At 58.8% G+C, this 24,398-nt stretch carries 21 protein-coding genes, 1 tRNA gene, 1 rRNA gene and 3 pseudogenes; 10 read left to right on the plus strand and 16 right to left on the minus strand.

What is annotated here, in order from left to right:
* Positions 1-164 precede the first annotated feature (164 nt).
* Together rrf and J4E08_RS20780 are read left to right on the plus strand one after the other, a co-directional pair.
* Positions 165-280 (plus strand): 5S ribosomal RNA (rrf, locus tag J4E08_RS20775).
* 43 nt (positions 281-323) lie between these two features.
* Positions 324-400, plus strand: a tRNA-Met gene (locus J4E08_RS20780).
* 197 nt (positions 401-597) lie between these two features.
* Here J4E08_RS20780 and J4E08_RS20785 read toward each other — a convergent pair.
* Positions 598-1,668, minus strand: a pseudogene (locus J4E08_RS20785) (IS3 family transposase); the annotation flags it as partial.
* A 64-nt stretch (positions 1,669-1,732) separates the two neighbouring features.
* Between J4E08_RS20785 and J4E08_RS20790 the strand changes: the two are divergent.
* Positions 1,733-2,287 (plus strand): annotated as a pseudogene (locus J4E08_RS20790) (transposase); the annotation flags it as partial.
* 41 nt (positions 2,288-2,328) lie between these two features.
* Here the strand turns inward: J4E08_RS20790 and J4E08_RS20795 are convergent.
* The 6 genes from J4E08_RS20795 to J4E08_RS20820 form a co-directional block, all read right to left on the minus strand.
* Entirely contained in the window at positions 2,329-3,306 is a 978-nt protein-coding gene (locus tag J4E08_RS20795; RefSeq protein ID WP_349540117.1) for a sialic acid TRAP transporter substrate-binding protein SiaP, read from the minus strand.
* Positions 3,307-3,322: 16 nt separating this feature from the next.
* Positions 3,323-4,207: an SMP-30/gluconolactonase/LRE family protein gene (locus J4E08_RS20800; RefSeq protein WP_349540118.1), complete on the minus strand. Its 885-nt coding sequence runs from the start codon at positions 4,205-4,207 to the stop codon at positions 3,323-3,325.
* A gap of 4 nt (positions 4,208-4,211) precedes the next feature.
* Entirely contained in the window at positions 4,212-5,507 is a 1,296-nt protein-coding gene (locus J4E08_RS20805; protein ID WP_183969349.1) for a TRAP transporter large permease, read from the minus strand.
* Positions 5,500-6,021: a TRAP transporter small permease gene (locus J4E08_RS20810; protein ID WP_349540119.1), complete on the minus strand. Its 522-nt coding sequence runs from the start codon at positions 6,019-6,021 to the stop codon at positions 5,500-5,502. The genes J4E08_RS20805 and J4E08_RS20810 overlap by 8 nt, the downstream gene beginning before the upstream one ends.
* Before the next feature lie 62 nt (positions 6,022-6,083).
* Positions 6,084-7,073, minus strand: a complete 990-nt coding sequence (dctP, locus tag J4E08_RS20815; RefSeq protein WP_349540120.1) for a TRAP transporter substrate-binding protein DctP — start codon at positions 7,071-7,073, stop codon at positions 6,084-6,086.
* Between the two features lie 44 nt (positions 7,074-7,117).
* Positions 7,118-7,984 (minus strand): shikimate dehydrogenase, encoded by an 867-nt coding sequence (locus tag J4E08_RS20820; RefSeq protein ID WP_349540121.1) that lies wholly within the window; start codon positions 7,982-7,984, stop codon positions 7,118-7,120.
* Between the two features lie 435 nt (positions 7,985-8,419).
* On the opposite strand from J4E08_RS20820, the gene J4E08_RS20825 reads away from it, so the two are divergent.
* Positions 8,420-9,820 carry an alpha/beta hydrolase fold domain-containing protein gene (locus J4E08_RS20825; RefSeq protein WP_349540122.1) on the plus strand — a complete coding sequence of 467 codons (1,401 nt, stop codon included), beginning with the start codon at positions 8,420-8,422 and terminating at the stop codon, positions 9,818-9,820.
* A 346-nt stretch (positions 9,821-10,166) separates the two neighbouring features.
* On the opposite strand, the gene J4E08_RS20830 is transcribed toward J4E08_RS20825, so the two are convergent.
* The 8 genes from J4E08_RS20830 to J4E08_RS20865 form a co-directional block, all read right to left on the minus strand.
* Positions 10,167-11,195 carry a zinc-dependent alcohol dehydrogenase gene (locus J4E08_RS20830; protein WP_349540123.1) on the minus strand — a complete coding sequence of 343 codons (1,029 nt, stop codon included), beginning with the start codon at positions 11,193-11,195 and terminating at the stop codon, positions 10,167-10,169.
* A complete protein-coding gene (locus J4E08_RS20835; protein WP_349540124.1) occupies positions 11,192-12,199 on the minus strand; it encodes a branched-chain amino acid ABC transporter permease in 1,008 nt (335 codons plus the stop codon). The genes J4E08_RS20830 and J4E08_RS20835 overlap by 4 nt, the downstream gene beginning before the upstream one ends.
* A 9-nt stretch (positions 12,200-12,208) precedes the next feature.
* A complete protein-coding gene (locus tag J4E08_RS20840) occupies positions 12,209-13,069 on the minus strand; it encodes a branched-chain amino acid ABC transporter permease (protein ID WP_349540125.1) in 861 nt (286 codons plus the stop codon).
* Complete coding sequence (locus J4E08_RS20845) at positions 13,056-13,790, minus strand: ABC transporter ATP-binding protein (RefSeq protein ID WP_349540126.1); 735 nt, start codon at positions 13,788-13,790, stop codon at positions 13,056-13,058. Before J4E08_RS20845 ends, J4E08_RS20840 begins: the two co-directional genes overlap by 14 nt.
* The gene (locus tag J4E08_RS20850; RefSeq protein ID WP_183969364.1) at positions 13,787-14,515 is read right to left on the minus strand and encodes an ABC transporter ATP-binding protein; all 729 of its coding nucleotides are present in this window, start codon (positions 14,513-14,515) and stop codon (positions 13,787-13,789) included. Before J4E08_RS20850 ends, J4E08_RS20845 begins: the two co-directional genes overlap by 4 nt.
* 9 nt (positions 14,516-14,524) lie before the next feature.
* The gene (locus J4E08_RS20855) at positions 14,525-15,823 is read right to left on the minus strand and encodes an ABC transporter substrate-binding protein (RefSeq protein ID WP_349540127.1); all 1,299 of its coding nucleotides are present in this window, start codon (positions 15,821-15,823) and stop codon (positions 14,525-14,527) included.
* An 89-nt stretch (positions 15,824-15,912) separates the two neighbouring features.
* Positions 15,913-16,749, minus strand: a complete 837-nt coding sequence (locus J4E08_RS20860; RefSeq protein WP_349540128.1) for an SDR family NAD(P)-dependent oxidoreductase — start codon at positions 16,747-16,749, stop codon at positions 15,913-15,915.
* A gap of 30 nt (positions 16,750-16,779) precedes the next feature.
* Complete coding sequence (locus tag J4E08_RS20865; RefSeq protein WP_183969369.1) at positions 16,780-17,295, minus strand: 2,4'-dihydroxyacetophenone dioxygenase family protein; 516 nt, start codon at positions 17,293-17,295, stop codon at positions 16,780-16,782.
* Between the two features lie 315 nt (positions 17,296-17,610).
* Between J4E08_RS20865 and J4E08_RS24615 the strand changes: the two are divergent.
* Both J4E08_RS24615 and J4E08_RS20875 read left to right on the plus strand, forming a co-directional pair.
* Positions 17,611-17,838, plus strand: a pseudogene (locus tag J4E08_RS24615) (XylR N-terminal domain-containing protein); the annotation flags it as partial.
* A gap of 114 nt (positions 17,839-17,952) precedes the next feature.
* Positions 17,953-19,167 carry a V4R domain-containing protein gene (locus J4E08_RS20875; RefSeq protein WP_349540130.1) on the plus strand — a complete coding sequence of 405 codons (1,215 nt, stop codon included), beginning with the start codon at positions 17,953-17,955 and terminating at the stop codon, positions 19,165-19,167.
* 251 nt (positions 19,168-19,418) lie between these two features.
* On the opposite strand, the gene J4E08_RS20880 is transcribed toward J4E08_RS20875, so the two are convergent.
* Positions 19,419-20,315, minus strand: a complete 897-nt coding sequence (locus tag J4E08_RS20880; RefSeq protein WP_349540169.1) for a thymidylate synthase — start codon at positions 20,313-20,315, stop codon at positions 19,419-19,421.
* A gap of 599 nt (positions 20,316-20,914) precedes the next feature.
* On the opposite strand from J4E08_RS20880, the gene J4E08_RS20885 reads away from it, so the two are divergent.
* The 4 genes from J4E08_RS20885 (at position 20,915) to J4E08_RS20900 (ending at position 24,391) form a co-directional block, all read left to right on the plus strand.
* Entirely contained in the window at positions 20,915-21,865 is a 951-nt protein-coding gene (locus J4E08_RS20885; protein ID WP_349540131.1) for a hypothetical protein, read from the plus strand.
* A 109-nt stretch (positions 21,866-21,974) separates the two neighbouring features.
* Entirely contained in the window at positions 21,975-23,255 is a 1,281-nt protein-coding gene (locus tag J4E08_RS20890; protein WP_349540132.1) for a tetratricopeptide repeat protein, read from the plus strand.
* Between the two features lie 36 nt (positions 23,256-23,291).
* Complete coding sequence (locus J4E08_RS20895; protein ID WP_349540133.1) at positions 23,292-23,726, plus strand: VOC family protein; 435 nt, start codon at positions 23,292-23,294, stop codon at positions 23,724-23,726.
* Positions 23,723-24,391: a DUF1194 domain-containing protein gene (locus J4E08_RS20900; RefSeq protein WP_349540170.1), complete on the plus strand. Its 669-nt coding sequence runs from the start codon at positions 23,723-23,725 to the stop codon at positions 24,389-24,391. Before J4E08_RS20895 ends, J4E08_RS20900 begins: the two co-directional genes overlap by 4 nt.
* Positions 24,392-24,398: the final 7 nt, after the last annotated feature.

Consider the following 24,398-nt stretch of genomic DNA (forward strand, 5'->3'; position numbering starts at 1 on the left):
AGTAACAGCAAGGTTCGTCAATAAGACAAACCAACCTGTTCGGTCACAAGCATACACAACAATCAGTGTACGAGACCTGGACAACACAAAGGCCAAATACTGGCCCCAAGTTGATTGATGGCGCTGCAATACAATACATGCAGCGTCCTTCTGAGCTTTCTTGGTTTGGTGGTCATAGCGTGAGCAATACACCCAGCCCCCATTCCGAACCTGGCCGTTAAGTGCCACCGCGCCAATGGTACTGCGTCTCAAGACGTGGGAGAGTAGGTCACCGCCAAACCTAGTAAACTCAGATATCTCTCTATACCTTGTCCGACCATTGGCGCGGGATGGAGCAGCCCGGTAGCTCGTCAGGCTCATAACCTGAAGGTCGTAGGTTCAAATCCTACTCCCGCAACCAACAAATACAGAAAAAGCGCCACAAGCCAAATAGCTTGTGGCGCTTTTTCTGTGTTCAAAATCTCAAAAATTCAATACTTCGAATGCCCGTAAGTTTTACAAAGGGCCTCTATCGAGTCTATTCCACGCCGCTCTTATGGTCCCTATATTTGCTTACTCCAATACGGGAGCAGGATGACTTGCTCCCCTTTGAGTCCGCTATTTTAGGTTAGCTCTGTTCAGGTTGCGGTCCTTCATTGAACGGTTGACATATCCTGCTGGTGTCATACCAGCGAGGCGGGATTGTGGTCGGTGATGGTTGAAGTCTGTACGCATTCCGCCACCAATGCGCGGGTATGGCGCGGGCTGTCGAAAAGATTTTCATTCAAGCATTCGTCCATTGCCCGGCAGGCGATTGCTAAGCAATCCGCCGAGAGGGGTGCATCCGCCCGTTGAAGCTTGCCACCAAACCGTTCTGCACTGGCTTGCCGGGCGCGACATAGCGCCAGTCGGCCTTGCGGTCTTCCTGCCAGTTCAAGATTGCATTGGAAGTCAGTTCGGTGCCGTTGTACGAGACCACCATGCAAGGATACCCACGCATCTCGGCGATACGATCCAACTAACGAGCAACACGTTCACCTGACAATGATGTATCGACCACTGCAGCCAGACATCTCCCCGGCTGAAGTCGGCGATGACGTTCAGAAAGCGGAACCGGCACCCGCAGGACAGGCTGTCAGACACGAAGTCCAAGCTCCAAAGCTGGTTCGGCACCTGCGGGATCGCCAAGGGCGTTCTGGTGCCCAGTGCGCGCTTGCGTCCGCCGCGTTTATGAACGGTTACCGTTTTTCGCAGTAGTTCCGATACAGCTTCTTCCAGTTCACATGCCAGCCTTCGCGCTTCAGCAGTATATGCAGCCGACGATAGCCAAAGCGTCGCCGTTCAGACGACAGCTCTTTCAATCGACCACGCAACTCCGTATCCGCTGACCTCTTCGACACACGTCGATAGACCCGTGGATCAATTCCAGCCAACGCACAGGCGCGTTTCTTATTGTATCGCTTCTCTGTCATGGGCCCAAGTCACGGTGTTTCTGCGTGGGCCGGGCCTCAAATTTATTCCCAGCATTTCCCTAAGCGTCGATACATCCATCATCTGTTCAGCTAACAGCTTCTTCAGCTTGGTATTCTCGGCTTCAAACGCCTTCAGTTTCATCGCATCAGAAACTTCCATGCCGGCATATTTGGATCGCCATTTGTAAAAGGTCGCATCGCTGACATCATGCTTGCGAAGCTTTGTTGCACAAATCAGGTGAGGGATTCACTGTGTGAAACCAGCATGATAGCTGGGTGGGATGAGCAGTTGGTCCCCTACGAAATACAAGATCATGACTTGGCCTTCGTACAGCGAGCCATTGATGCGCCATTGGTTCGAGCACAATGGCGAGCGCGTTGAAGCAGCGTGGGTCACTATCGGTCTGGTTCGATCCGGGCATGATCTGAGTGCCGCGTCCCGGTGGTAAGCGCGGGCGACAGAAGCAATCTAGCGATGCTGCGATCCAGACCTGCCTTACGCTGAAAATCCTGTTTGGCCTGCCGTTGCGGCAAACCGCGGGCTTCGTGGAAAGCCTGTTGAGGCTGATCGGATTGGACTGGTCGGTCCCGGACTACAGCACGCTATGTCGGCGTCAGAAGACTCTGAAAGTCAGCCTTCCGTACCGTGGCGGAACCGACCCGCTGAACCGCTTGATTGATCGCACCGGCATCAAATCCAAGGGTGAAGGCGAATGAAACGCACGCAAGCATGTCGGTCCCTCTCGGCAGCATGCTGCGCATGCGCCTGCCGGGCAATGGATGCCCCGATGCTGCCGGAATTGCTTGCGCAGATCCCACCCGATCAGACCATCGGGCCCGCGCCCCCTGTGCCGGGGCGCGGATTTAGGGCAGGAGCTCAGAGCTCGTTGATTGCTTCGAGCATGCCTTCAGGCCAGGAGTCCGAAAGCGCAGAGTTCAGGTACTGTTCCTGCGCATACGACTGGAAGGCCGCCAGATCGGGTTCGTAAACCTTCAGACCTTCACCCTTGAAGAAGTCGATCAGTTCGGCTTCTTGGGCGAGGTACTGCTCATCGGACCAGGCTGTGGCCTTGTCAGCAGCGGCTTGCATCGCGGTTTGCTGTTCCGGTGTAAGGTCATTCCAGAGCTGTGAGGACACCAGCAGCATCCCGAAGCCCACGTTGTGATTGGTCATCACGATCTGGTCGGTGACCTCGTAGAACTTCATTGCTTTGTCGTTGGGCAGGGGATTGTCCTGGCCGTCGACCACGCCGGATTGCAGGGCCGTGTAAAGTTCCGTGTAGGGGATCGGCACCGGGTTTGCGCCAAGAGCCTTGCCGAGGAACTGCCAGCTTTCTCCGCCGGGCATCCGCAGCTTTATGCCGGACATATCCTCGGGCGTCATGATCTCGGCGTCGCCTTTGAGGTTCACTTGGCGGGTGCCGTAATAGAAGCTTCCAAGGATCTCGACTTTCAGCTTTTCGCGGGCGATTTCCCTGAGTTGCTCACCCACGTCGCTGTCGAAGATCGCCTTCAGATGTGCCTGGTCGCGCACGACGTAGGCTGCGCCCAGAATGTCGAACTCAGGCGCCTGCTGCGCCAGATCTGAGGGCGGCAGACCCGCCATGTTGATGTTGCCGCGCTGCATGCCCACAAGCTCTGTGCCCTGCTTCATCAATGTGGCGCTGAAATAGGGCTGGAAGTTGAACTCGTCGCCCAGTTCTGCGGCGAAGATGTCGACCATCGCCTTGGACCGTGGAACATCCGGCGGGTTCACATCAGAGAAGATCAGGTCGATCTCTTGCGCGCTGGCCATGGAGCCAAGGGCTGCGACCGCCAGGGCGGCGGTCAGGGTCTTGATACGTGTATGAAACATTAAGTCCTCCGGGGTGTCAGATTGAAAATAGGGTTTCGGGCACGCCTTGGCCGGCGCCTTCGATGGCGAACACGCTTCCGGCAAGGGGTTCTGCCGCAAGGCGCTCGGGGCTCAGGAACTTGAAGGCCGAGGTCACGAAAAGGGTCTTCATGTCCGGCCCGCCGAAGCACAGGCAGGTCGGGTTCGTGACCGGCAGGGAGATCTCGCGGTCGATACGTCCGTCTGGTGCGTAGCGAACGACTTTGCCACCGGCGAAAAAGGCCTGCCATAAACAGCCGTCAGCATCGACACAGGCACCGTCAGGGCGGTCTCCGCTGGCGGAGTAGTCGGCAAATACCTCCTGACTTGTGATTGCGTTTGCGTCCGCGCTGAGCGACAGGCGGAAGGTGACATGCCGGCGGGTGTCGGTGAAGTACATGTGCCGGCCGTCCGGATCGAAAGCGATCCCGTTGGAGACCACCACGTCGTCTAGCATCCGCGTCATCACCCCGTCCGGGGTCACCAGGTAGAGCGCACCCAGGCCGTCCTTTAGGCCATTGTCCATTGTCCCGATCCAGAGCCGCCCTTGCGGATCGACACGGCCGTCATTCAGGCGCGTGGCGGGCATGGCTTCATCCGGTGTCGTGGAGAAAGGCGTTGTGCGTCCGCTTTCAGGATCAAGGCGCACCAGTTCGAGGTCGCGGGAGATCAGGACATCGCCGGACCGGGTGAGCGCCTGACTGCCAAGGTAGGTCCCCGGTTGCTTGAGCGCGCTGGTTGCCCCGGTCTGCGGATCGAGCGTCCAGTACGTGGGCTGCTCGATGTCGATCCAGGTCAGGCAATTGCGCTTTGTATCCCAGAGCGGGGTTTCCCCCAGTTGGGCCGCGACCTTCTGCACGCATTCGATGATTGGTTTGCGCATCAGATTACCCTTTGTAGCCAAGAAGACGCGGGAGCCAGAGAACAAAGTCCGGCACGAAGGTGATGATCATCAGGGCAGTGAACAGCGCCAGCAGGAAGGGCAGCAGGTCGCGTATGATCTTGCCCAATGGGGCCTTCGTTATGGAGGACACGATAAACAGCAACAGGCCGTAGGGCGGCGTGATGAGACCCAGCATGGCGTTGACCACGCAGATCACCCCGAAGTGCACCAGGTCGATGCCAAGCGATTGCGCCGTTGGAATGAAGATCGGCACGATGATCAGCAGGATGGCACCGGATTCAAGGATGCAGCCAAGCACCAGGAAAAGGGCGTTGATCGCCAACAGGAAGCCAACCTGTGACAGTTCGTACTGGCCCAGAAAGGCCGCAAGGCTGTCCGGGACGTTCTCCCGCGTGACCACGTACTGAAAGGTCAGGGCGCCGGCAATCAGGATACCGACGGTCGCGGTGGAGCGCGCCGAAGCCAGCAGGGTCTGGTAGAACTGCCCGGCCGAGACGGAGCGGTAGAAGATCACGGAGATTGACAACGCGTAGAAGGCGGCGACGGCAGCAGCTTCTGTTGGCGTCATGACACCGCCGTAGATCCCACCCAGCAGGATCACCGGCAGCAGCAATGCCGGGATGGCGCGGAAGGTGACGCCGGGCATCTCCCGCAGTGGAATGGCCTCGTCGGTTTCAAAGCCGCGCCGGTGTGCGATGACCAGGTTCATGATCATCAAGACCGCGCCCATGAGCAGACCGGGCGCCATGCCAGCCGCAAAGAGAAACCCGACCGATTGGTCGGAAACCAGGGCATAAAGGACCATCGGGATCGACGGTGGGATGATCGGCCCGATCGTGGCCGATGCGGCGGTGATCGCCGCAGCGTACGAGGCCGTATACTTGCCGTCCTTGGTCATCATGTTGATGATGATCTTCCCCATGCCTACGGCGTCTGCGACGGCAGATCCCGACATGCCGGAGAAGATGAGCGAGGAGACCACGTTCACGTGCCCCAGACCGCCCTTGAACCGGCCCACGAGTGCCTGGCTGAAGCGCAGGAGGCGGTCCGCGAGCGAGCCGATATTCATGATGTCGGCGGCCAGGATGAACAGTGGGATCGCCAGCAACGTGTAGCTGTTGAAAAGCCCCTGCAACAATGTCTCCGAGGCGATGGACGGGTCGAAGCCCTTCATGATCAGGTAGATGGACGATCCGCAGATCATGGCGAGGCCCATCGAGAGCCCGCCGAAGGCGAGGAAGGCGATCAGCAAGATCGCGACGGTAAATGGATCAGTCATAGTCGTGAGTGCCTGCGGATTTGGAGGTGTCGAAGGCCGGTCCGGCACCGGTGATCCCGCGCCAGACGGTGATACCGCAGCGCAGGATGACGGATAGGGCGAAGGCGATGTAAATCGCGAAGACGTAGTCGAAACGGATCTTCATGTAGGCGGTCTTTTCGATCGCCATGAAAGTGATGTAGTCCCACACATACGGCAGCGTCCAGATGAAGATACCGGCACAAATCGTTCCAGTGAGCACGTCCAATGCGCGGCGAGCGTTACGCGGCAGGGCCGCATAAATGATGTCCAGCCGGATCACGTCTGCCTCCCGCACCACAAAGGCGTAGCCGAACAGGATGCCCCAGAGCCAGGCGATAGACACGAACTCCACCGTCCAGCCCAGCGGCAGATTCAGCAGGTAGCGGAAGACAATCTGGATCAGGAAGCTCACGAAGAGCGCCCCCAGGATCAGTGCCAGAAAGTTCTCGGCGCGTTTGCCGAGCCAGTCAAAAATGGTGCGCAGGCGGTTCATTCAGCCCTCGTCTCCTGTTGGGCCGGGTCCGGTGGAGTGGCTCCAGACCCGGCGCGGCCTTTTTACAGGCCGTTGATCTTGTCCAGAACCCCTTCGGGCCAGTCTGCCGAGAACCTAGAATTCTCAAAGACGTCCAGCACATGGGTGCGGAAGGCTTCCTTGTCCGGCTCATATACATCGAGTCCCTCTCCCTCGAAGAAGGCGATCAGCTCGCTCTCTTGCTGGATCGTGTCCTCGTCCATCGCGTCCTGGAACTCGCGAGCACACTCTTCGACCTTGCCTTGCTGGTCCGCCGTCATGCTGTCCCACTTGCTTCGGGACATTGAGAAAACGTTGTTCGAGATCAGGTGGCCGGTCAGAATGATCTGGTCCGTCACCTCATAGAATTTCATCTGCTTGTCGGCGGGCAGCGGATTGTCCTGCCCATCCACGGCACCGGTCTGAAGCGCGGTATACACTTCGGTGAAGGCCATCGGCGTGGGGCTCGCGCCAAGCGCTTCGCCCACGAACTGCCAGCCTTCGCCGCCGGGCATCCGCAGTTTCACACCCTCAAGATCCGCAGGTGTCATCACCTTCTTGTCGCCGCGTATGTTGACGTGCCGAGTGCCGATATAGGGGAAGGCAAGGATCTTGAGTTGCGTGGCCTCTTCCATATCTGCGATCAGCTCGTCCATGACGCCGGAGTCATAGGTCTTGCGCATGTGGTCGTAGTCGCGCCACAGGTAGGCCGTTCCCAGAATGGACGCCTCCGGCACCTGATTGTAGAAGTCAAAGATGGCCAGCGCCGCCATGTCCAGATTGCCGCGCTGCATCGCCGTCAGTTCTGTGCCCTGCTTAAAGAGGGTGGCGCCGAAATAGGGCTTGAAGGCAAAGCCATCGCCCAGGCATCCGGAAAAGTGCTCTTTCAGGATTGAACTGCGGCGATCCGTTTCCTGAACAGTGTCGGAGTAGATCAGTTCGACCGTGTCCTGTGCCATCGCGGATCCTGCTCCGAGGCTGGCAACCAGTGCCAGCGCCGAAGCCTGCGCGGCGACCCTTTTTAATTTCTTCATGTCTTGTTTCTCCTCCCTGAGAAAACATGAGGCGTCCTCCCGCCTCAGTCGAAAGCGTCGAATGCCTCCCGCATCCGACCTATCTCGGGCTTGCGACCCGAAAACAGCTCGAAGGCTCTGATGGCCTGATAAAGCGCCATGCCAGAACCCGGCAAAACTGCGCAGCCGAGCGCGCGCGCAGTCGCGAGCAACTCGGTCTCCAATGGAAAGTAGACGATATCCGCGACCCATAAATCATGGCGCAGAGCCTTTGCGGGAAGCGGAAGGCCCGGCATCTTGCGCATCCCCACGGGTGACGCATTGACCACGCCATTTGCACGTGCCGTGCCGTCGAAGACATCCGTGACAACGCTGGCCCGGCCGGAGCCGTAGTGATCGTTCAGACGGTCGACAAGATCATTCGCCACGCCAGCGTTCACGTCCCGCACCGCCAAGTGCCCGGCGCCACCATCCAGCAGCGCGTGTGCGACAGCGCCACCGGCCCCTCCGGCGCCAAGCAGCAGAACGCGGTCCATGCGCGCATCAGGCAGGCCCCGCCGCATGCTTTCTGCAAAGCCCCAGTGATCTGTGTTGTGGCCGAGGCGTTTTCCATCCCGGAAAAGGATGGTGTTGACCGCGCCGACCTTTCGCGCGGCCTCCGATATCTGATCAAGATACGGGATCACGGCGCGCTTGTACGGATAGGTCACGTTGATGCCGTTGAAGCCCTCGGCTTCGAGCCGGGACAGGATCTCTCCCACGTCCTCGGGTAGGGTGCGCGAGCGCGGATCGATAAGGCTATAGCTGTAGGGGAGCCCCATTGCCTGAGCAGCGGCCAGGTGCATGCTTGGCGTTCGCGATGCGGAAATGCCGTCGCCCAAAAGCCCGATCTGACAGCCTGCGGTCGCGGAATGATCAATGGTTTCAGTCATTTGTGCCGCTATATCCAACATCTTTCCCAATGACCTTCTGGCCACTTGACGCGATATTGTTCTAAATGGTTAATTGAGTCAACGTTTTGTTCGTGCTGGTTAAATGTGGAGGCGTTGGTGCCCAATCACGGGCTTGGACGCGCTGCGGCAGGGATCAATTTGGATTGGTATGCGTGACCGGTGGTGGTGGAGGGATGTCAAGCATGGCCAGGGAGGAAGTGGACAATCCGCAACGCGGCGGCTGGACGCAAAACCCCGAAGCGGTGCGCGAGAGCATAGTGCAGACGGCCCAGGAGATCTTTGCCCGGCACGATCTTTCCAGCGCATGCATGGAAGAGATCGCGGCGCATACACGCACCTCGAAGTGCATGCTCTTTTACTATTTCAAGGACAAAAAAGGCCTCTATCACGGTTTTGAAGGATGCCTATTTCCGTATGCGGAAGGGAGAAGCCGCGTTGGATCTCGGCGCGCTCCATCCGGTATCGGCGCTCCGGCAGCTGGCGGAATTTACCTTCGAGCATCATCGTCGTTCACTGGGCTTTGTACGACTGGTGATGATCGAGAGCATTCACGACGGCGCACACATGGCCTCTGGGGCCGCCATGTCGTGGCAGAACAGTTCCGTCATCCTGCTTTTGGAGGATATCTGCCGCCGCGGCGTCGAAGCAGGCGGTTTCCGTCGCGGCCTGACGACGCTGGAGCTGCAATGGCACATCTCGGCCGTTTCAATTTTCGATGTCTCCAATCGCGCGACATTCTCGCGTGTTTTCGGGGGCGACCTTTTTACGGAACACGGTCAGCAAATGCTGCGCCGTCATGTGGGGGACATGATTCTTGGCCTTGTCATGAGGCCGGGCCTGTCCGCCGGAATTGCTCTGCCAAGAGCGAAGGAGGAGACAAGAATGATAAATCCGCAGATTTCTCAATTTCTAGAGGTTTGGGACGCGAAATGGGCAACGCTTGCGCCCGGGGCGACCCCGGCAGATAGGCGGCAGCATTTCGAAGGCGTTGCTCAGGACATGCGTTTGCCGACACCTTCGGACGTGGAAACTGATGAAGAACACTGGGTTGAAAGTGAGGGAGGCCCGGTGCGTGTGCGGATTTTCCGCCATTCCGACGGCGGTGTGCAACCGGCCCTGATCTACATGCACGGCGGCGCCTGGATGCAGGGGAGCCCGGAAACCCACTGGGACATCACCGCGCGGATTGCGGCGTGGAACAAGCAGACTGTGATATCGGTCGATTACGCCCTCGCCCCGGAGCAACCTTTCCCGAAGGCCTTCCAGCAGGTGCTCGCGGTAGCGAAATGGGTCCATGCAGAGGCCGCGACGCTGGGTGTCGATGCGAACCGCGTGTCCATTGGCGGGGACAGCGCCGGGGGAAACCTTGCGGCTGCTGTAGCCCTGACATGCCGGGACGAGGGTATCCCGCTCTGCGCACAGTTGTTGATCTATCCGGCGTGTGATTTTGACCGGTCGCGACCCTCCTATGAGCAAAACGCCGAGGGCCCGCTTCTGATGGTCTCTGGTATGGCGGCCACGAACGCGCTTTATTGCGATGACGTGGAGCAGCTGAATTCCGACCCTAGGATTGCCCCGTTGGCCGCGGACAGCCATGCGGGCCTACCACCTGCCTACATCGCCGTGGCTCAGAACGATCCGCTGCGCGACAGCGGCCTGGCGTACGCCGAGGCGCTGAAATCCGCCGGTGTGCCTGTCGAAACTGACAGCGGGGAGGGGCTGATCCACGGGTATCTTCGCGCGATGGAATATTGCGAAGACAGCGTGGAAAAGCTGAAAATCATGTCAGCCTGGCTGCGCAAGACCCAAGGCTGACGATCGGACCTTAACAGTGTAACTCGGGCCGTTCAGAGGGCACAGACCATTGAGGATCTGTGCCCTCGCCGCAAGGTGATTATGGCTGTTTGATTTCCAGGTCTGATGACAAGTTCGCTCGCGGGTATGGAGGGCACCATTCGAGAACAAGATCCTCATCGAAGCGCGCCGCCCACGCATACCGTCACGGCTGCAACTGATATCTGCGTGTAACGACACGCCACAACGTGAAATGAAAATCACGGGTAACGCATCGGGGTACGTGCAAAGAGCGTCGATGCAAACATCACCAAGATTGCGGGCATGGGCGGTCTCGACAACGCCAAAAGCCCCGCTCGGGAAACGGCTATAGCTTTGTTGTTTCAGCCGCACTCGGATCAACCATGACCTTGCACTGGCTCGTGCGAGATCTCAGCGCTTCGAACGCGTCAGGCATCGCGATCAGGTTGATGTCGTCGGAAATCAAGTGATGCGGCGTGTATTTGCCACCGTCCAAAGCCCGGATCGCCATTTCAAATTCCGGCATCGTGAAGAAAACCGACATCACGATCTCGACCTCCTTCGAGATCGCGCGGAAACTGTTCATGTGATCGGGTGCTGTGCAAAGCCCCAGAACCAGAACCTTGCCCCGAGGCGCGACGAGATCCACACAGTGGTCTATCAACCCCGGTTTTCCGACACACTCAAAGACAATTTCAGGCGCGTCACCGCCACAGCTTTCGGTCACACGGCGGGCCATGTCTTCGCCCGACAGAACAAAGTCAGTTGCCCCCAGATCCATGGCACGATCACGTTGATGGTCGTGCAGATCCGCGACAACAACATGTGCGGCCCCCATGCGTCGGGCCCAATATGCGACAGCCAAGCCGATGGCGCCCGCGCCGACGATGAGCACGCGGGCGCCGGGCGTCATCCCGGCCCTGAGGATGCCATGCAGCGCCACGCTGAGCGGTTCTGCAAGGGCTCCGTCGATGGCGGAAATACCCCATGGCAGCTTCCGGCATTGCAACTCGTCCAAGGCGGCGAACTCGGCATACCCACCGCCGATCAAGGTGAAGTCCGAACACCACGCGGGCTCGCCGCGCTTGCATGAAGGGCAAGAGCCGCAGCCGCGAAGTGGCGCCGCCGAGACCTGATCACCGGGTTTCAGGTGGGTGACGCCAGAGCCGACATCGATGACCTCGCCGGAAAATTCATGGCCGATGACTTCGCCGCCTTTCAGACCGAAGGTCGGGTCTTCGGTCATGTGCAGATCCGATCCGCAGATGCCGCAGCGGCAGATCTTGAGCAAAACCTGACCCCGGCCAGCCTCGGGCTTATCGACGCTGCCGATGCGGAGTGGTTTTCCAAATGCGTCGAAAATTGCGGCCTTCATGAGATGTCCTCCACGATCAGTTTTCGGCGGACCGGGAACCATGGATGGTCCCCGAGCTTTTGCTGCAGTCCCCAGACGCCGCCTCTGGCATAGAGGGCGATGATCAGTGTGAGCAGGCCAAGCACGATGAGATACGCAGAACCGAATTCGCCGAACAGCCGGTCTGCAAAGAAGTAGATCAGAGCGCCGATGATGGCCCCTTCGATGGAGCCGATCCCGCCGACCATGACGATGAAGATCGCCATCGAGGCCCAGAACGGATCGAAGCCTGCCGACGGCGTAATGCGCAATTGCGCCATGTAGTAAATTGCGCCGGCGAACCCAGTGCCCACCGCGGCTGCAACGAAGATATAGAACCGCAGCTTGCCGACATTGACACCTTGGCTGGCGGCGGCGACCGGGTTGTCGCGCATCGCGGTCAGGGCCAGTCCATGACGGGACCGGAGCAGCCAGTAGCTGCCGCCGATGGTCACGAGCAACAGGATGGCACAGAGGATGACAAAAGCGACTTCGCGTTCGTGTTGGCTATATTGCGTCATGACTCGCAAGGTCATGCCGGCCCCCGCATTCACATAGTCGATGTTCGAGGTGGCCAGACGCACGGCCTCTGCCACGACCCATGTGCCGATGGCGAAATAGGGACCATCGAGCCGCCGCAGCAGGAAATAGGTGGGCACCGCCAGAACCGCTGGTGCAATCATCGACAGTATTACCGCCACGAACGGATTGACGCCAAAGTTCTGCGCCAGAACGAAAAGCATGTAGCCGGCCACACCGATAAAGGCCTGCTGCCCGACAGAAACAAGACCGGCGTAGCCTGCCAGCAGGTTCCACATCTGCGCGATGGCGATGTAGCAACACAGCTCGATCGCCCAGCGAATGTTGCCCGACGTCGCCCACCAGGGCATCGCCACCAGAGCCACGAGCGCCACGATGCCGATGCTCATGGCAATCCGGCTGGACAGGGTCGCGCGTTGGACGCGCGTATGATGAATTGTGGTCATTTTTCGCCCTTACTTCTTGCGCGCCATGATGCCTTCGGGGCGCGTTGCGAGCACCAGAAGGAACACCAGATGGCCGAAGAGAATTCCAAGACCCGGATCAATCCGCAGACCCACGGCCTGCGCGACACCCAGCACCATTGATCCGATGAACGCGCCCCAGACAGAGCCCATGCCACCGATGATGACGGCTTCGAAGGCGTAGATCAGTTGCGCTGACCCGTCCGAGGGTGAGACAGTCGCCCGAAGCGCCGCAAAGATGGCAGCAAGGCCCAGGATGCCCACGGCAATCGCAGTCGCCGTCGCGTAGATGCGTTTGGGATCGACGCCGGTCATGGCAGCGGCCTCGGTATCTGCTGCAGCTGCCCGCAGGCCGCGCCCGAACCGGGTATAGCGCAGAACGGCATCCAGTCCGCCGGTGAGGCAGAAGGCGCAGAGCAGGACGATCACCGGAAGCAGGCCAAGGTAGATCGGCCCGATCTGAAAGCTTGCACTTGCGATATCGGAATTTGGCAGGCTGCGTGTATCCGCAGACCAGATTTCCAACATCAGGTTTTGCAATGCGATCGACAGGCCGAACGTCGCGATCAACGAGGGCAGGGGGTCCGCCCCGACCACTCGGTTCAGGATGAACTTTTGCAAAAGCCAGCCAAGGGCAACGGCGATGGGCACGATCACCAGAACCAGTCCGATATTGCCAAGTGGAAGAACCCCCGCCAAGGACACCGCGATCAAGGATAACAGGATCATCACGTCGCCATGGGCAATGTTCACGATCCGCATAACACCGAACATAAGGGCCATGCCAAGGGCGTATTGCGCATACATGCCGCCCAAAAGCACCCCTTGGACAATTGCATCAAGCCATTGCATTGGACGCTCCGAAGTAGGCCGCGGCGATGTCGTCGCGGGAGATTTCATTGGAATTGCCGGTCAGGGTGATCCGCCCTTCCAACATGCAGTACAGCCGGTTGGAGGCCTCACGGGCCAGTGTCACATCCTGCTCTACGAGGACGATGGACGTGCCCCCCGAAAGGATTTCCGGCAACACGGCATAGATTTCTCGGATCACCTTGGGCGCGAGGCCAAGACTGATTTCGTCGCACAAAAGCACCTTGGGCTGGCAGAGCAGCGCGCGCGATATGGCAACCATCTGCTGTTGCCCGCCCGACAGGTCTTCGATGGGCTGATTGCGTTTCTCTCCAAGGATCGGAAACAGCTCGAACAAGCGGTTCCGTGTCCATTGCCCTTCGCTTTCGGGAAGCCGTGCATGGTCGATGGCGACACGCATGTTTTCTTCGACAGTCATGCCGACGAACAGTCTGCGCCCCTCCGGTACCATGGCCAGTCCGCGTCCGACCATCTTGTGCGCCGGTGTGCCGCCAACGGCCGCACCTTCATACCGGACCATCTCCTGGTCCACGGGCAACAGCCCGAAGATTGACTTGAGAAAGGTGGATTTACCCGCCCCGTTGGCACCGATCAGCGAAATGACTTCGCCGGGCATAAGGTGCAGGTCGATGCCGAAAAGCGCCTGAAAGTCGCCGTATCCCCCGGTCATGCCGTGGGTCGACAGGATGGGTGTGTCAGTCATGCTTCGATCCCCATGTAAACGCGCTGAACCTCGGAGTTCTGCATCACCGTGTCGGGGCTGCCCTCGGCGATCTTCTTGCCGAAGTTCAACACCAGAACGCTGTCCGCGACTGCCATCAGGGCGTGCAGAACGTGTTCAATCCAGAGAATCGTCACGCCGCGGTCACGCACACGCCGGACGAGCGACACGAGTTCTGCGCCCTCTGCCTCGGTCAGGCCGCCCGCGATTTCATCGAGCAGCAGCAGTTTGGGCTTGCCCGCCAGCGCCCGCGCCAGTTCCAGACGTTTCCGATCAAGCAACGTCAGGCCGCCGGCGCGATTGTTGGCACGCGCAAGCAGCCCGCAGTCGCGCAAAACCTCGGCGGCATGTTCGCTGGCGTCCGCCTCGCTCATCTTGGCGCTCATCATTGCGGGCACCATGAGGTTTTCGAACGCCGTCATGTCGCCAAACGGCTGAGGCACCTGATAGGTGCGTCCTATGCCGCGCTGGCAGCGTTTGTAGGGCGGTTCAGCGGAGAGCAGGGAGCCGTCCAAAGACAACTCCCCCCCGTTTGCAGCAAGGTCACCACTGATCAGGTTGAACAGCGTCGTCTTGCCCGCACCATTGGGCCCAAGAATGCCAAGGACCTTCCCGCGTGGAACATCGAAAGTTACGTCGTCCACCACGGTGACAGCGCCGAAACGCTTGGTCAGGCCGCGCGCCGACAAGAGCATCTGATCAGTCATGGGTTGCCCTTACGACCAATCAAGCGGTTTCATCGCCGTGTCCGGTTCAAGCACGTCCGGATACAGCGTGTTGTCCACGATCTTCAGATCGAAGGGCCAGTCTTCGCCTTCGACCCACTGACCGCCAAAGATAGGCGTCTTGCATATGTTCGGATGAGGGCCATCGGCAAAATTGATGTTTCCGACGAGCGTGTCCAGATTTGTGGCCGCCAGAGCTTCGCGGTTTGCATCGCGATCCTGCGGGTCGGAGGAGCGCTTGAGCGTGTCGAGGATGACTTCCCACAGCGCATGAGAGTAGCCCAGCGGCTGTGTCCACTGTTTGCCGGTATCCTCTCCCCAGCCTTCAGCGATTTCCTGGCTTGTCTGACCGGTCAAGGATGACGTGAAGGGGAACGCCGGTGTCCACCAGACCTCGGAGGACATGCCTTCGCCCAAGTCGCCCATGGCTTCGATGCCGGAGGGGAACAGCAGGGCCGCGGCCACGGTCACAACCTTGGGTGTGTAGTTTTGCTGCTTGCACTGCGTGATGAATGTCTTGAGGTCGGCCACGTAGGTGATGCCGCCGACGATCTCGCAGTTGTTGTTTTTGAACTCTGATATCTGGGCCGAGAAATCGTTGGTTCTTGGTTCGAACATGGATGGGGCAAAGGCCTCGAAACCCGCTTCGCGCACGGCAGAGGGCAGGCCGTATTCTTCGTTGCCCCAGGTTTCACCGTCAGCATTGCGAGGGAAAAGCATGCCGACCTTGCCATTGGTGTCGATGGATCGCCACATACCCGTGAACGTACCCAGCACGTCTTCGAGCCCCCAGAAGAAGTGGTAGGTCCACATGAACGGGTTTTCCGCGCCTCCCCGTGGCATCACGAAGGCCTGCCAGGGCGAGTTCGATGAAATGCACGGCACGCCGTAAAGCTCGCATTGATCCGCTGTCGGGTTGTTGATGTCCGTGGTCGAGGCCGGCAGCATCAGCGACACTTCATCGTTGAGAATGAGGTCACCTGCCAATTCGGCAGCCCGGTTGGGGTTGGACTGCGCGTCCCGCATCAGGATTTCGATGTTGTAGGTCTCGCCGTTGACCTCGATCCCGTCGGCGACCAATTCCATGATTTTTGCGGCCGTGTATTCGTCGGTTTCACCAAAAAGCGACAGCGGCCCGGTCATTGGGCTGATCATGCCAATCTTGATGGTCTTGGCGTTTTGAGCACGGGCCGCATGCGGCAGGGCAATTGTGGCAGCGGTCACTGCGGCCAACCCCTTGAGCAGCGAACGCCGGTCAACGTAGGATTTTGGATTGATTTCGAGTGTCATTGGCTTCCTCCCTGATGACGTCACGCCGGGCTCCTCCTGCCCGGTTGGTGACACGTGTCGGCAGGCAGCGTCCGCTGCCTGACCGAGGTTCATTCGATCTCTTGAGCCGGGCGCAGGATCAGACCGCCGTCGATCACCATTTGCGACCCCGTGACGTAAGACGATGCGTTGGACGCGAGATAAAGCGCCAAGGGCTTGATCTCGTCCGCCTCAGCTACGCGTCCAAGGCAGGACCACCGGACAAACGCCTGCCGGTCCTCGACATTGGCCATACGGCCCCCGGCGATATTGGTGATGAAGGGGCCCGGACAAATCGCGTTCACACGGATCTGATATCGCCCAAGCTCCATCGCCAATTGCTTTACCAGATGGCTGACCCCGGCCTTCGCGGGCATATAAGGGGTCCCGACGATGCCATCGACATAGAATGCCGCGATGGACGAAGTTGCGATGATCGCACCGCCACGGTCCTGCTGCTTCATATGCTGGGCGGCCAGCTTCATCGTGTTGTAGATCGAGGTCAGGTTGACTCCGATCACCTTGTCCCAATGCGCGTCGTCCAAGGCATCGATCTGGCCTTCAGGGTTGCGTGCGCCCTCCGGTGTCAGAAATCCCGGACCGGCGTCCACACCGGCATTGGCAAAGACCACATCAATGCCCGACTGAGCTTTGGCGGTTGCGTCAAATGCCGCACGGAGCGCGGTACGGTCTGTCACATCCACCACGGTGCCGGTCACCTTGCCTTTGGGCGCGGTTTCGCGGATGCCCGACAGCGTGCGGTCGAGTTGTTGCTGATTAAGGTCGAACAGGGCGACATTTGCCCCACGCTCGGCCATGATCTCTGCATAGGCCCGGCCCAGCCCATAGGCCGCACCGGTCACGATGACGGACTTTTCCGCCACATCAAACATCGTCTCAAGCGACATGTATTCCTCCCTGACTGAACCGATTGCGGATCAGATGAACATGTCTTTGTTGACGGGGATGTTGTTGGCTTCGCAGTGCGTGACATAATGGTCGATGAACCAGAAGACGTCCGCCGTGAACTCGAAATTCGCTTGATCGTCAAAGAACTCGATTGCGCCGTTGATCCAGAAAAGGGCCTTCATGCCGTTTGGATCGTCTGAATAGAGCGTGTGGGCCGTGCCTGGCAATTCGTAGACAAAATCACCCGGTCGCGCGACCCAGTCGTATTCGTAATAGCCCCAGGACCCTTCCAGGGTGACCGCAGACACGACACCCCTGTGGCGGTGCGTGCCGATGCGTCCGCCGCCTTTGACCCATAGGATGTTTGCCACCGAATTTTGGCGCACGTCAAAGGCCAAGTGCTTTATGGCTGCGTGTTCTCCGAAGGGCACCCAAGGGTTGTTCTCATCATCACCGGGGATGAAGGCGCCCTCTTTGCCAAAGCGATGGATCATCGCTTCGTGGGGTTCGTCTGGCAATTTGGTAATCAGCTTCTGGTCGTTCATGTGATCCTCCCTAAGCCCCCATTTTCAGGAGCGACGCCTAGGAGACAGGCGGGGGTCACAAATCGTCAAAACCTTTTTTGATGCTGCATTGCGGAAAGCTTTCGCCGCGGCATGTATGCTCTGAAAAGCTTGAGGAAAATGGTTAACAAGATCACCAAGGCATAGGTGGGTCGCGCCTCCTTTCTGCGGTGCGGCTTAAGTATATGATGAAACTGCTTCATCATATGATTAAATGCCTACATGAAAACACATCCTGACGAACTTGGCCTTCTCGACCGGGGTGGGCGCCCAACCCTGTCCGACATGCTCGATCGAATGACCTTCAGCCCGGCGCGCGGAAGCATCGAGCTGAATGGAGCGCGAATGGTCCTGTCCCGCGCGACCTACGCGGCCGACCTTCAGGACGAACTTATTCGCCGCTACGGCGAGCACGAGGCGATGGTTCTTCTGCTGCGCCTGGGCTACCGAAACGGACGTGAGGACGCGGAGTTCATCCGGCAAGCCTGGCCAAATCTTGAGATCGGCGATGCGTTCACGGCGGGAACGCGCCTGCACATGGTCACTGGCACAGTCCGCGTCGAGACACTGCATAACGATTTCGACTTCAAGAACGACCGGTTTTCCGGCGATTTTCTCTGGCACGGATCGGTTGAGGCGATGGAATATTCGCGGCGTCACGGTCGCGCGATCAAGCCTGTTTGCTGGGCGCAGACAGGGTATGCGGCCGGATATGCCAGCGTTTTTTTTCGCAAGCTGATCCTTTACAAGGAAGTAAGCTGCGCGGCGATGGGCGACAAATTCTGCCGCGTTGTGGGCAAAACAGTCGATGAATGGGGCAAAGACGACCCGTTCGTTCGCACATTCCTTGAGGAAGTGCTGGTCACAAGGCCCGAAACCTCGCCCCGCATTCGCAAAAATGGCCTGACACAGGGCAGCCAGACCGCCGGCGTTCTGGATGACATGATCGTTGCGCCCGTGCGAAGGGATCTGGAGCGGCTGGCAATGGCAGGTTTAAGCACTGTCATCACCGGACCTCAGGGCACAGGATGCTTCAAGGCCGCCGCCTGGTTGCAGGCAAGGCGATTTGCGTCCGGTGAATTGCACCGCGTGCATGGCGGATCAGACACGCTTCCAGAGCTTCTTCGGGGCATTCGCCAAATGCTGGCCAAAAAGGGCGCGCGAGAACAGACTCTGGTGGTTGAAGCACTGGAAGACCTCCCCGCCGACGCACAGTTGGAATTGGTCAACCTGATGCAGGCAGACGGAGCCGCGCCCGACAATTTCATGTTGATCGGGCTATCACATCGTTCTTTGTCTCAGCTTCAATGCGACAAGAATCTGCGCGCTGAGCTGCTTTACGCGCTGTCCGTTATGCCCGTCACAATGCCTTGCTTGGCCGCACGGCAGGACGACATCGCGGTGTTCGGCGATATCTACTTGTCTCATCTCAGAACCCAACAAGATGATTTCGTTCTACAGCTCACGCCGGAGGCACGTGATTTCATTCGACAACAGTCTTGGCCCAGAAATTTGCCGGAACTCCGTTCGACAATTCTCCGCGCCGCGTTGAAAACGGAGACGCCTGCCGCAATAACTGCGGAGGATATCGCCAAAGCTCTGACAAACGAAGCCTCCACCCGGCCTCAGTCGTCGGCGGTCGAGACGAGCAAGAGGTCGACTGCCGACTGCATTGACGCTGTTTGGGAGGCTACAAAATCTACCTTGGATCACGGAGTCCCGATAGACGATCTAATTGCCAAGATCGAGGTTCTTGCTTTGAACGAGGCCGGTGGGAATATATCGGCTGCTGCGCGTCGACTTGGCTTAACCCGGGCGAAATTGGGCTATCGCTTGGCCTTATTGAACAAGTAAGCATTTTTGGATGGGGTAGCGTGAGGGGCGCGAAATCCCCGCGCCATTGTTGCGCAATTCTCGTGAAGCCCAGACACGTTCTGTCCCATGAAAAAATTACCCTACGTGCGCAGTCTACAGGCATGCCGAGCGCGGTGTTGGCCGCTCCACTTTTGCCAAGTGAAGCGGGGAGGTGTTTCGATGCACACATTGCATCGTTTCGCGCAACAAAGCTGCTTCCGTTGGTATTTCAACCCGGAATGCTGGCGCTCTTACACAGCGACCGGTGCTTTGATCGCTGCATGTGGATCGTAACCTTCGACCACAAAGTCAGAAATTGAATACCCGTCAATACTTTGAGGCTTGCTGGCCAATCGCATGGATGGGAGTGGTCGGGGCGTACGTGCTATCTGCTCTCGTGCCTGTTCAAGATGGTTGAGATAAAGATGCGCATCTCCCCCGACCCAAACGAGTTCGCCTGGACGCAGGTCCGATTGTTGAGCAAGCATCAACTGAAGCGCTGTTGCGCCGACAAAATTGAAAGGCGCTCCGAGCAGCAAATCGACTGACCTTTGAAAAAGCAGGCAATTCAATCGCCCGTCGGACGTGACGTGGTATTGATAAACCATATGGCATGGCGGCAGGGCCATTGACCCCAATTCCGCGACATTCCAGCCATGAAAGAGCATTCTCCGGCTGGTGGGGTTTTCGCGCAGTGTTTGAACCAAGGTTGCGATTTGATCATGCTCTTTGCCGTCCGGACCCTGCCAGCGGCGCCACTGCTTGCCATAGACCGGCCCAAGTTCACCCCAGCGGGCCGCAAAGGCATCATCTTCAACAATTCGCTGTTCAAATGCGTCTTGCGAAATGGTGTCGCCTGTCTGCCTTCGGTAGGTGGCGAGGGGCCAATCGGACCAAATGCGCACGTTGTCCTTGAGCAACGGCTGAATGTTGGTGCCGCCAGTGAGAAACCAGAGCATCTCTTTCACGGCGGTTTTCCAATACACACGCTTGGTCGTGAGGATCGGAACGGTCCCATTTGAAAGATCGAAGCGCAACATCGCGCCAAAGACGGAGCGCGTGCCGACGCCGGTGCGATCAACGCGCTCGTCCCCATTCTCAAGAACGTGGGACAGTAAGTCGAGATATTGAAGTTCCGGGTGGCGCATGCCGACGTCTCTTAAATCATGTGAGGGAAGTTGTTGAGTTCCGTTGTACATAAGTTGACGGGGCGCATCCATAGGCTCGCGATGCGGAGCGGCACTGCCCGTTCTTGGGGCTGTTTCCCAAGCCTCCACTGCATAGCTTTGCGTCGCGTGGTGTGAACGTTCAGTCCGCAAAAGTGTCGGGCATTCGAGAGAAATCACTTCTCCCCCTTCGAGGGGACGTCCGGCGGGTATGTTTTCCCGTCCTAATGCAGAATATGCGTGCTGAAATAGGCAGAGTTGCGCCGGATCTTTCGCCGCAGTGCGTCAGTCACTGCGCCGCTCTCGGTGGTGAACTCGGGCGCCGTGAGTTGGTCAAACCTGTGGCGAAAGTGGGGCGATTTTGCCGCACATCTTAGAGGTGTGCGGCTGGGCCGATTGACTTTTTTGAGGCCGCCAAACAGGATCAGGACAAAATATAAAAAGTTTTACCTGAGGCAGTTATCATGAATCGTGCAATCTTGGCACTCGCAATTGCGAGTGTCCTTTCCTCGTGCAGCTCAGGTGGGGGCAGTTCTCTTCAGAGCGATGGTTCCAACGGTATTGGCACAGGCCAGCAGCCTTTGACCGAAGAGCCGGATGTGACCGGAGAGCCAGACAGCGAAGTCGTTCCCGAGGTGCCCGAAGACCCAAATGTCTACCTGACCCAGGCAGATGCGGAAGGCTTGCAGCTCAACAGCATCACCTACGACGCGGACACTGGCGATCTGGTTCTCAACAACCTGGATTTCGACGACACAAATCCTTACTCGGCAGATGGGGCCGTCTCGGCAAGTTTCGCAGGCGAGGGCTCCGGGTTTCGGGCATATCGAAACAACATCGGTCCTGATGAATATTACGCTGTTTTTCGGCTTACTGACGAAGGCTACGGTCAGGTCGCAGCGAGCGGCTCCCGATCCGAGGTTTTTGACCGCGCATTTGATACCGGTGGGGCAGGGGCCGAGCGTTTGGTCGGCTCCGGCCAATTGCCCGATACGAATGCGACCTATGTTTTCAACGGCGAGTACGCTGGCGTTCGGACAATCCGCCCTGATAGCAGGACCGGGCCGACGGAGGACATTCAGTACGTGACGGGAACAACTCAGTTGACCGTCGACATTCAGGATTTTGACACAACAGGTAGCGTCCGTGGGCTTGTGTTCGACCGTACCGTTTTCGACGCGATGGGGGTGCCGGTTGGTGATCGTTCCATGGGCGAGGCGAACGTTGGCGATACGACCTTTATCCGTCTCGACCGGACGGACATTGATTTTGACAACTGGACTATCGTCTCCGGCGATGCGCAATTGGTGCACGTGTCTGCTACGTCCAACCGCCCTACGCCTCGTGAGGATAATGGTACGACAGATGGGCGCTGGGAGGGGCTTTTTGTCGGGCCGAATGGTGAAGAGGTCGTTGGAATCGTGGTTGTGGAGGATACGACGCCGATCAGCATCGGCATTGATCCCGATACCGGTTTGTACAACGATGTCGAGATCGTGCGTGAAGTCGGCGGCTTTGTTGGCTCGCGCTGAGCCGACAAGGCGTTTGACCAGCCTTCTGTGCGCGGCTTGGTTGGCGTTGATCTGCGTTGGCGCGCTTCCAGCGCTCGCCAATGCTGATCCGAGCTCGCAGGAGACCCGCATGAGCCTTGATGAGGCGCGCGCTGTGGCGACGCGCGCCTTGATGGCGCGGCGTCCGGACGTCGCATTGGTGCTTATCAATGGCGTCCTGCTTGGCGAGCCTGAAGATCCTGTAGCATTGACCTTGCGCGCACGTGCCTTGCGTGACCTTGGCCGCCTTGATGAGGCCACCGAAGCAGGAGCGCTCGCCTGGCAAGCCGCGGAGACACCGACGGAGCGCTTCTACGCTGCGATGGTGCGTGCTCAGACGGGGGCCACAGCGGGGCGCAAGGGGATGGCGCAACTCTGGCTGAGACGTGCCTCGGCAATCGCGCCGGACGAAGAAGCCCGTGCCGTTGCGATCCGTGATTTTCGCGTGGTGCGTCGGCAGACACCTTGGCGGCTGTCGCTGGATCTGAGCGTTGCGCCATCGGATAACCTTAACGATGCGCCACGCACGAATGAATTCACCTTTGGCGGTCTGACCTTCATCAACCCGACGGCTGTGCCGTTGAGCGGAATACGCTACGGCGTCGACGCGGACTATCTCTATCGCTTTGCGCTGGACGGAAATGCACGTCTGAACCTGCGTGCGGGCGGCGGTTTGAGCCGTGTCAGATTTTCTGAGGAGGCCCGTGACGAGGTGCCAGGCCTGGACAACGAAGATTTCCGGCAGGAACATATGAATGTCGGCATCGGCTTGGAACGTCGCGGTGAAGAGGGCCGGTGGCTTGGCTCTGTTGACCTGCTCTTTCGACGCGATTGGGTTGGCGGTGATGTGCTGTCCGACACGCGTCAGGTGTCGTTGTCTTATGGCCGCAGCTTTGGATCACATCTCATCCTTACGGGTCACGGGGCAATCACCGACAACCACAGGCACGATGCAGGCGTACGCGATGCGACGACGCGATCAGGAGGTGTCTTGACCCAATGGAAAGGGACGCAGGGCACGGTCAGCCTTGACCTGAGCCGCGCTGACATCTCTTCTGACTCACGGTCTCTTGCGCGGCAGGTAGACCGGGTTCAGTTGGGCTACAGCCACGCGACTCCGATCAAGGGGACGCAGCCGCGCGTCGCATTGTCCTGGCAGTCAGAGGATTTTGACTTCGGACCATCGACGTTTTGGCTGGATCCGCGTGAAGATGACGTTTGGCGCTTGTCTGTCGATGTTCTGCTCCCGAAGCTAGAAAGATATGGCTTTGCGCCGGAAATCGGGGTTTCCTTCGAGGACCGAAGGTCCAATTATAGTCTGTACGAGAGCCGCAGCACCGATCTGCGGTTCGGACTGAAATCTGTATTCTGATCGGGGGCGGGTGTCTCCGGTCGAGGGGGGCTCCCAATGAGCATTAAATACCTGCACACCATGGTCCGCGTGAAGGATCTGGACGCATCCATCGCATTCTACAAACTGCTGGGGCTGGTCGAACGTCAGCGCAAGGAAAGTGAGCAGGGTCGGTTCACTCTGGTATTCCTGTGCCCGCCGGATATGGCGGACGGCCATGCGGACGTAGAGCTGACCTACAATTGGGACGGTGACGACGGGCTGCCGTCGGATTCGCGCCACTTTGGTCACCTCGCCTATACGGTGCCGGACATCTACGAGATGTGTCAGGCACTGATGGATGCGGGCGTGACCATCAACCGTCCGCCGCGCGACGGGCACATGGCCTTTGTGCGCTCTCCCGACAACGTGTCCATCGAATTGCTTCAGGAGGGTGAGCCGCTCGCCCCGCAAGAGCCCTGGACCAGCATGGAGAACACCGGCCATTGGTGAGGTTTCTGGCGCTTTTAACGGCGCTATTGTTGCCAAGTGCGGCGTCAGCCTGTCGGCTGGCGCTACTCTTGGCGCTGGACGTGTCGTCGTCGGTTGATGACGCGGAATATGCCCTGCAACGTGATGGTTTGGCAGCAGCGCTGCAAAGCCCCGATGTGGTGAATGCCATCGCCCAGGATGGTCCCATCGCACTGGCGATCTACGAGTGGAGCGGACGGCGACAGTCGGTTGTGGTTCAAGACTGGGTCCTGCTTGGTGGGGCAGCGGATATCGCACCAGTGGCGGCGCGCTTGCAGGCGCAGACCCGCACATATCGGCGCTATCCTACCGCTTTGGGCTATGCGCTTGGCTTCGGAGCGGGGCTTATGCAGCGGGCGCCGAGTTGTGAGCGGCAGGTGATCGACGTGTCTGGTGATGGGGTGACCAACGATGGTTTTGGCCCTGTGCACGCCTATCGGCATTTCCCATTTAATGATGTGACGGTAAACGGTCTTGTGGTGCTGGGGGCTGACCCTGCGGTGCTTGAACATTTCGAGTTCGAAGTGATGCGCGGGCCGGGGGCCTTCGTGGAGATTGCCAGCGATTATACCGATTACGAAGCAGCGATGGAGCGAAAGCTCTACCGTGAAATCCGTGACCGGATCGTCGGCGGACTGTCTCGGTGAGAGCGAT

The organism is Sagittula sp. NFXS13, assembly GCF_040148795.1.
Classification (GTDB): domain Bacteria; phylum Pseudomonadota; class Alphaproteobacteria; order Rhodobacterales; family Rhodobacteraceae; genus Sagittula; species Sagittula marina.

What these genes read in the sequence shown, in the direction of transcription:
- J4E08_RS20795 (WP_349540117.1), bottom strand. Translation starts at nt 3,306, where the DNA reads ATGTTTCATACACGTATCAAGACCCTGACCGCCGCCCTGGCGGTCGCA.
- J4E08_RS20800 (WP_349540118.1), bottom strand. Translation starts at nt 4,207, where the DNA reads ATGCGCAAACCAATCATCGAATGCGTGCAGAAGGTCGCGGCCCAACTG.
- J4E08_RS20805 (WP_183969349.1), bottom strand. Translation starts at nt 5,507, where the DNA reads ATGACTGATCCATTTACCGTCGCGATCTTGCTGATCGCCTTCCTCGCC.
- J4E08_RS20810 (WP_349540119.1), bottom strand. Translation starts at nt 6,021, where the DNA reads ATGAACCGCCTGCGCACCATTTTTGACTGGCTCGGCAAACGCGCCGAG.
- dctP (WP_349540120.1), bottom strand. Translation starts at nt 7,073, where the DNA reads ATGAAGAAATTAAAAAGGGTCGCCGCGCAGGCTTCGGCGCTGGCACTG.
- J4E08_RS20820 (WP_349540121.1), bottom strand. Translation starts at nt 7,984, where the DNA reads ATGACTGAAACCATTGATCATTCCGCGACCGCAGGCTGTCAGATCGGG.
- J4E08_RS20825 (WP_349540122.1), top strand. Translation starts at nt 8,420, where the DNA reads ATGCGGAAGGGAGAAGCCGCGTTGGATCTCGGCGCGCTCCATCCGGTA.
- J4E08_RS20830 (WP_349540123.1), bottom strand. Translation starts at nt 11,195, where the DNA reads ATGAAGGCCGCAATTTTCGACGCATTTGGAAAACCACTCCGCATCGGC.
- J4E08_RS20835 (WP_349540124.1), bottom strand. Translation starts at nt 12,199, where the DNA reads ATGACCACAATTCATCATACGCGCGTCCAACGCGCGACCCTGTCCAGC.
- J4E08_RS20840 (WP_349540125.1), bottom strand. Translation starts at nt 13,069, where the DNA reads ATGCAATGGCTTGATGCAATTGTCCAAGGGGTGCTTTTGGGCGGCATG.
- J4E08_RS20845 (WP_349540126.1), bottom strand. Translation starts at nt 13,790, where the DNA reads ATGACTGACACACCCATCCTGTCGACCCACGGCATGACCGGGGGATAC.
- J4E08_RS20850 (WP_183969364.1), bottom strand. Translation starts at nt 14,515, where the DNA reads ATGACTGATCAGATGCTCTTGTCGGCGCGCGGCCTGACCAAGCGTTTC.
- J4E08_RS20855 (WP_349540127.1), bottom strand. Translation starts at nt 15,823, where the DNA reads ATGACACTCGAAATCAATCCAAAATCCTACGTTGACCGGCGTTCGCTG.
- J4E08_RS20860 (WP_349540128.1), bottom strand. Translation starts at nt 16,749, where the DNA reads ATGTCGCTTGAGACGATGTTTGATGTGGCGGAAAAGTCCGTCATCGTG.
- J4E08_RS20865 (WP_183969369.1), bottom strand. Translation starts at nt 17,295, where the DNA reads ATGAACGACCAGAAGCTGATTACCAAATTGCCAGACGAACCCCACGAA.
- J4E08_RS20875 (WP_349540130.1), top strand. Translation starts at nt 17,953, where the DNA reads ATGGAATATTCGCGGCGTCACGGTCGCGCGATCAAGCCTGTTTGCTGG.
- J4E08_RS20880 (WP_349540169.1), bottom strand. Translation starts at nt 20,315, where the DNA reads ATGCGCCACCCGGAACTTCAATATCTCGACTTACTGTCCCACGTTCTT.
- J4E08_RS20890 (WP_349540132.1), top strand. Translation starts at nt 21,975, where the DNA reads ATGAGCCTTGATGAGGCGCGCGCTGTGGCGACGCGCGCCTTGATGGCG.
- J4E08_RS20895 (WP_349540133.1), top strand. Translation starts at nt 23,292, where the DNA reads ATGAGCATTAAATACCTGCACACCATGGTCCGCGTGAAGGATCTGGAC.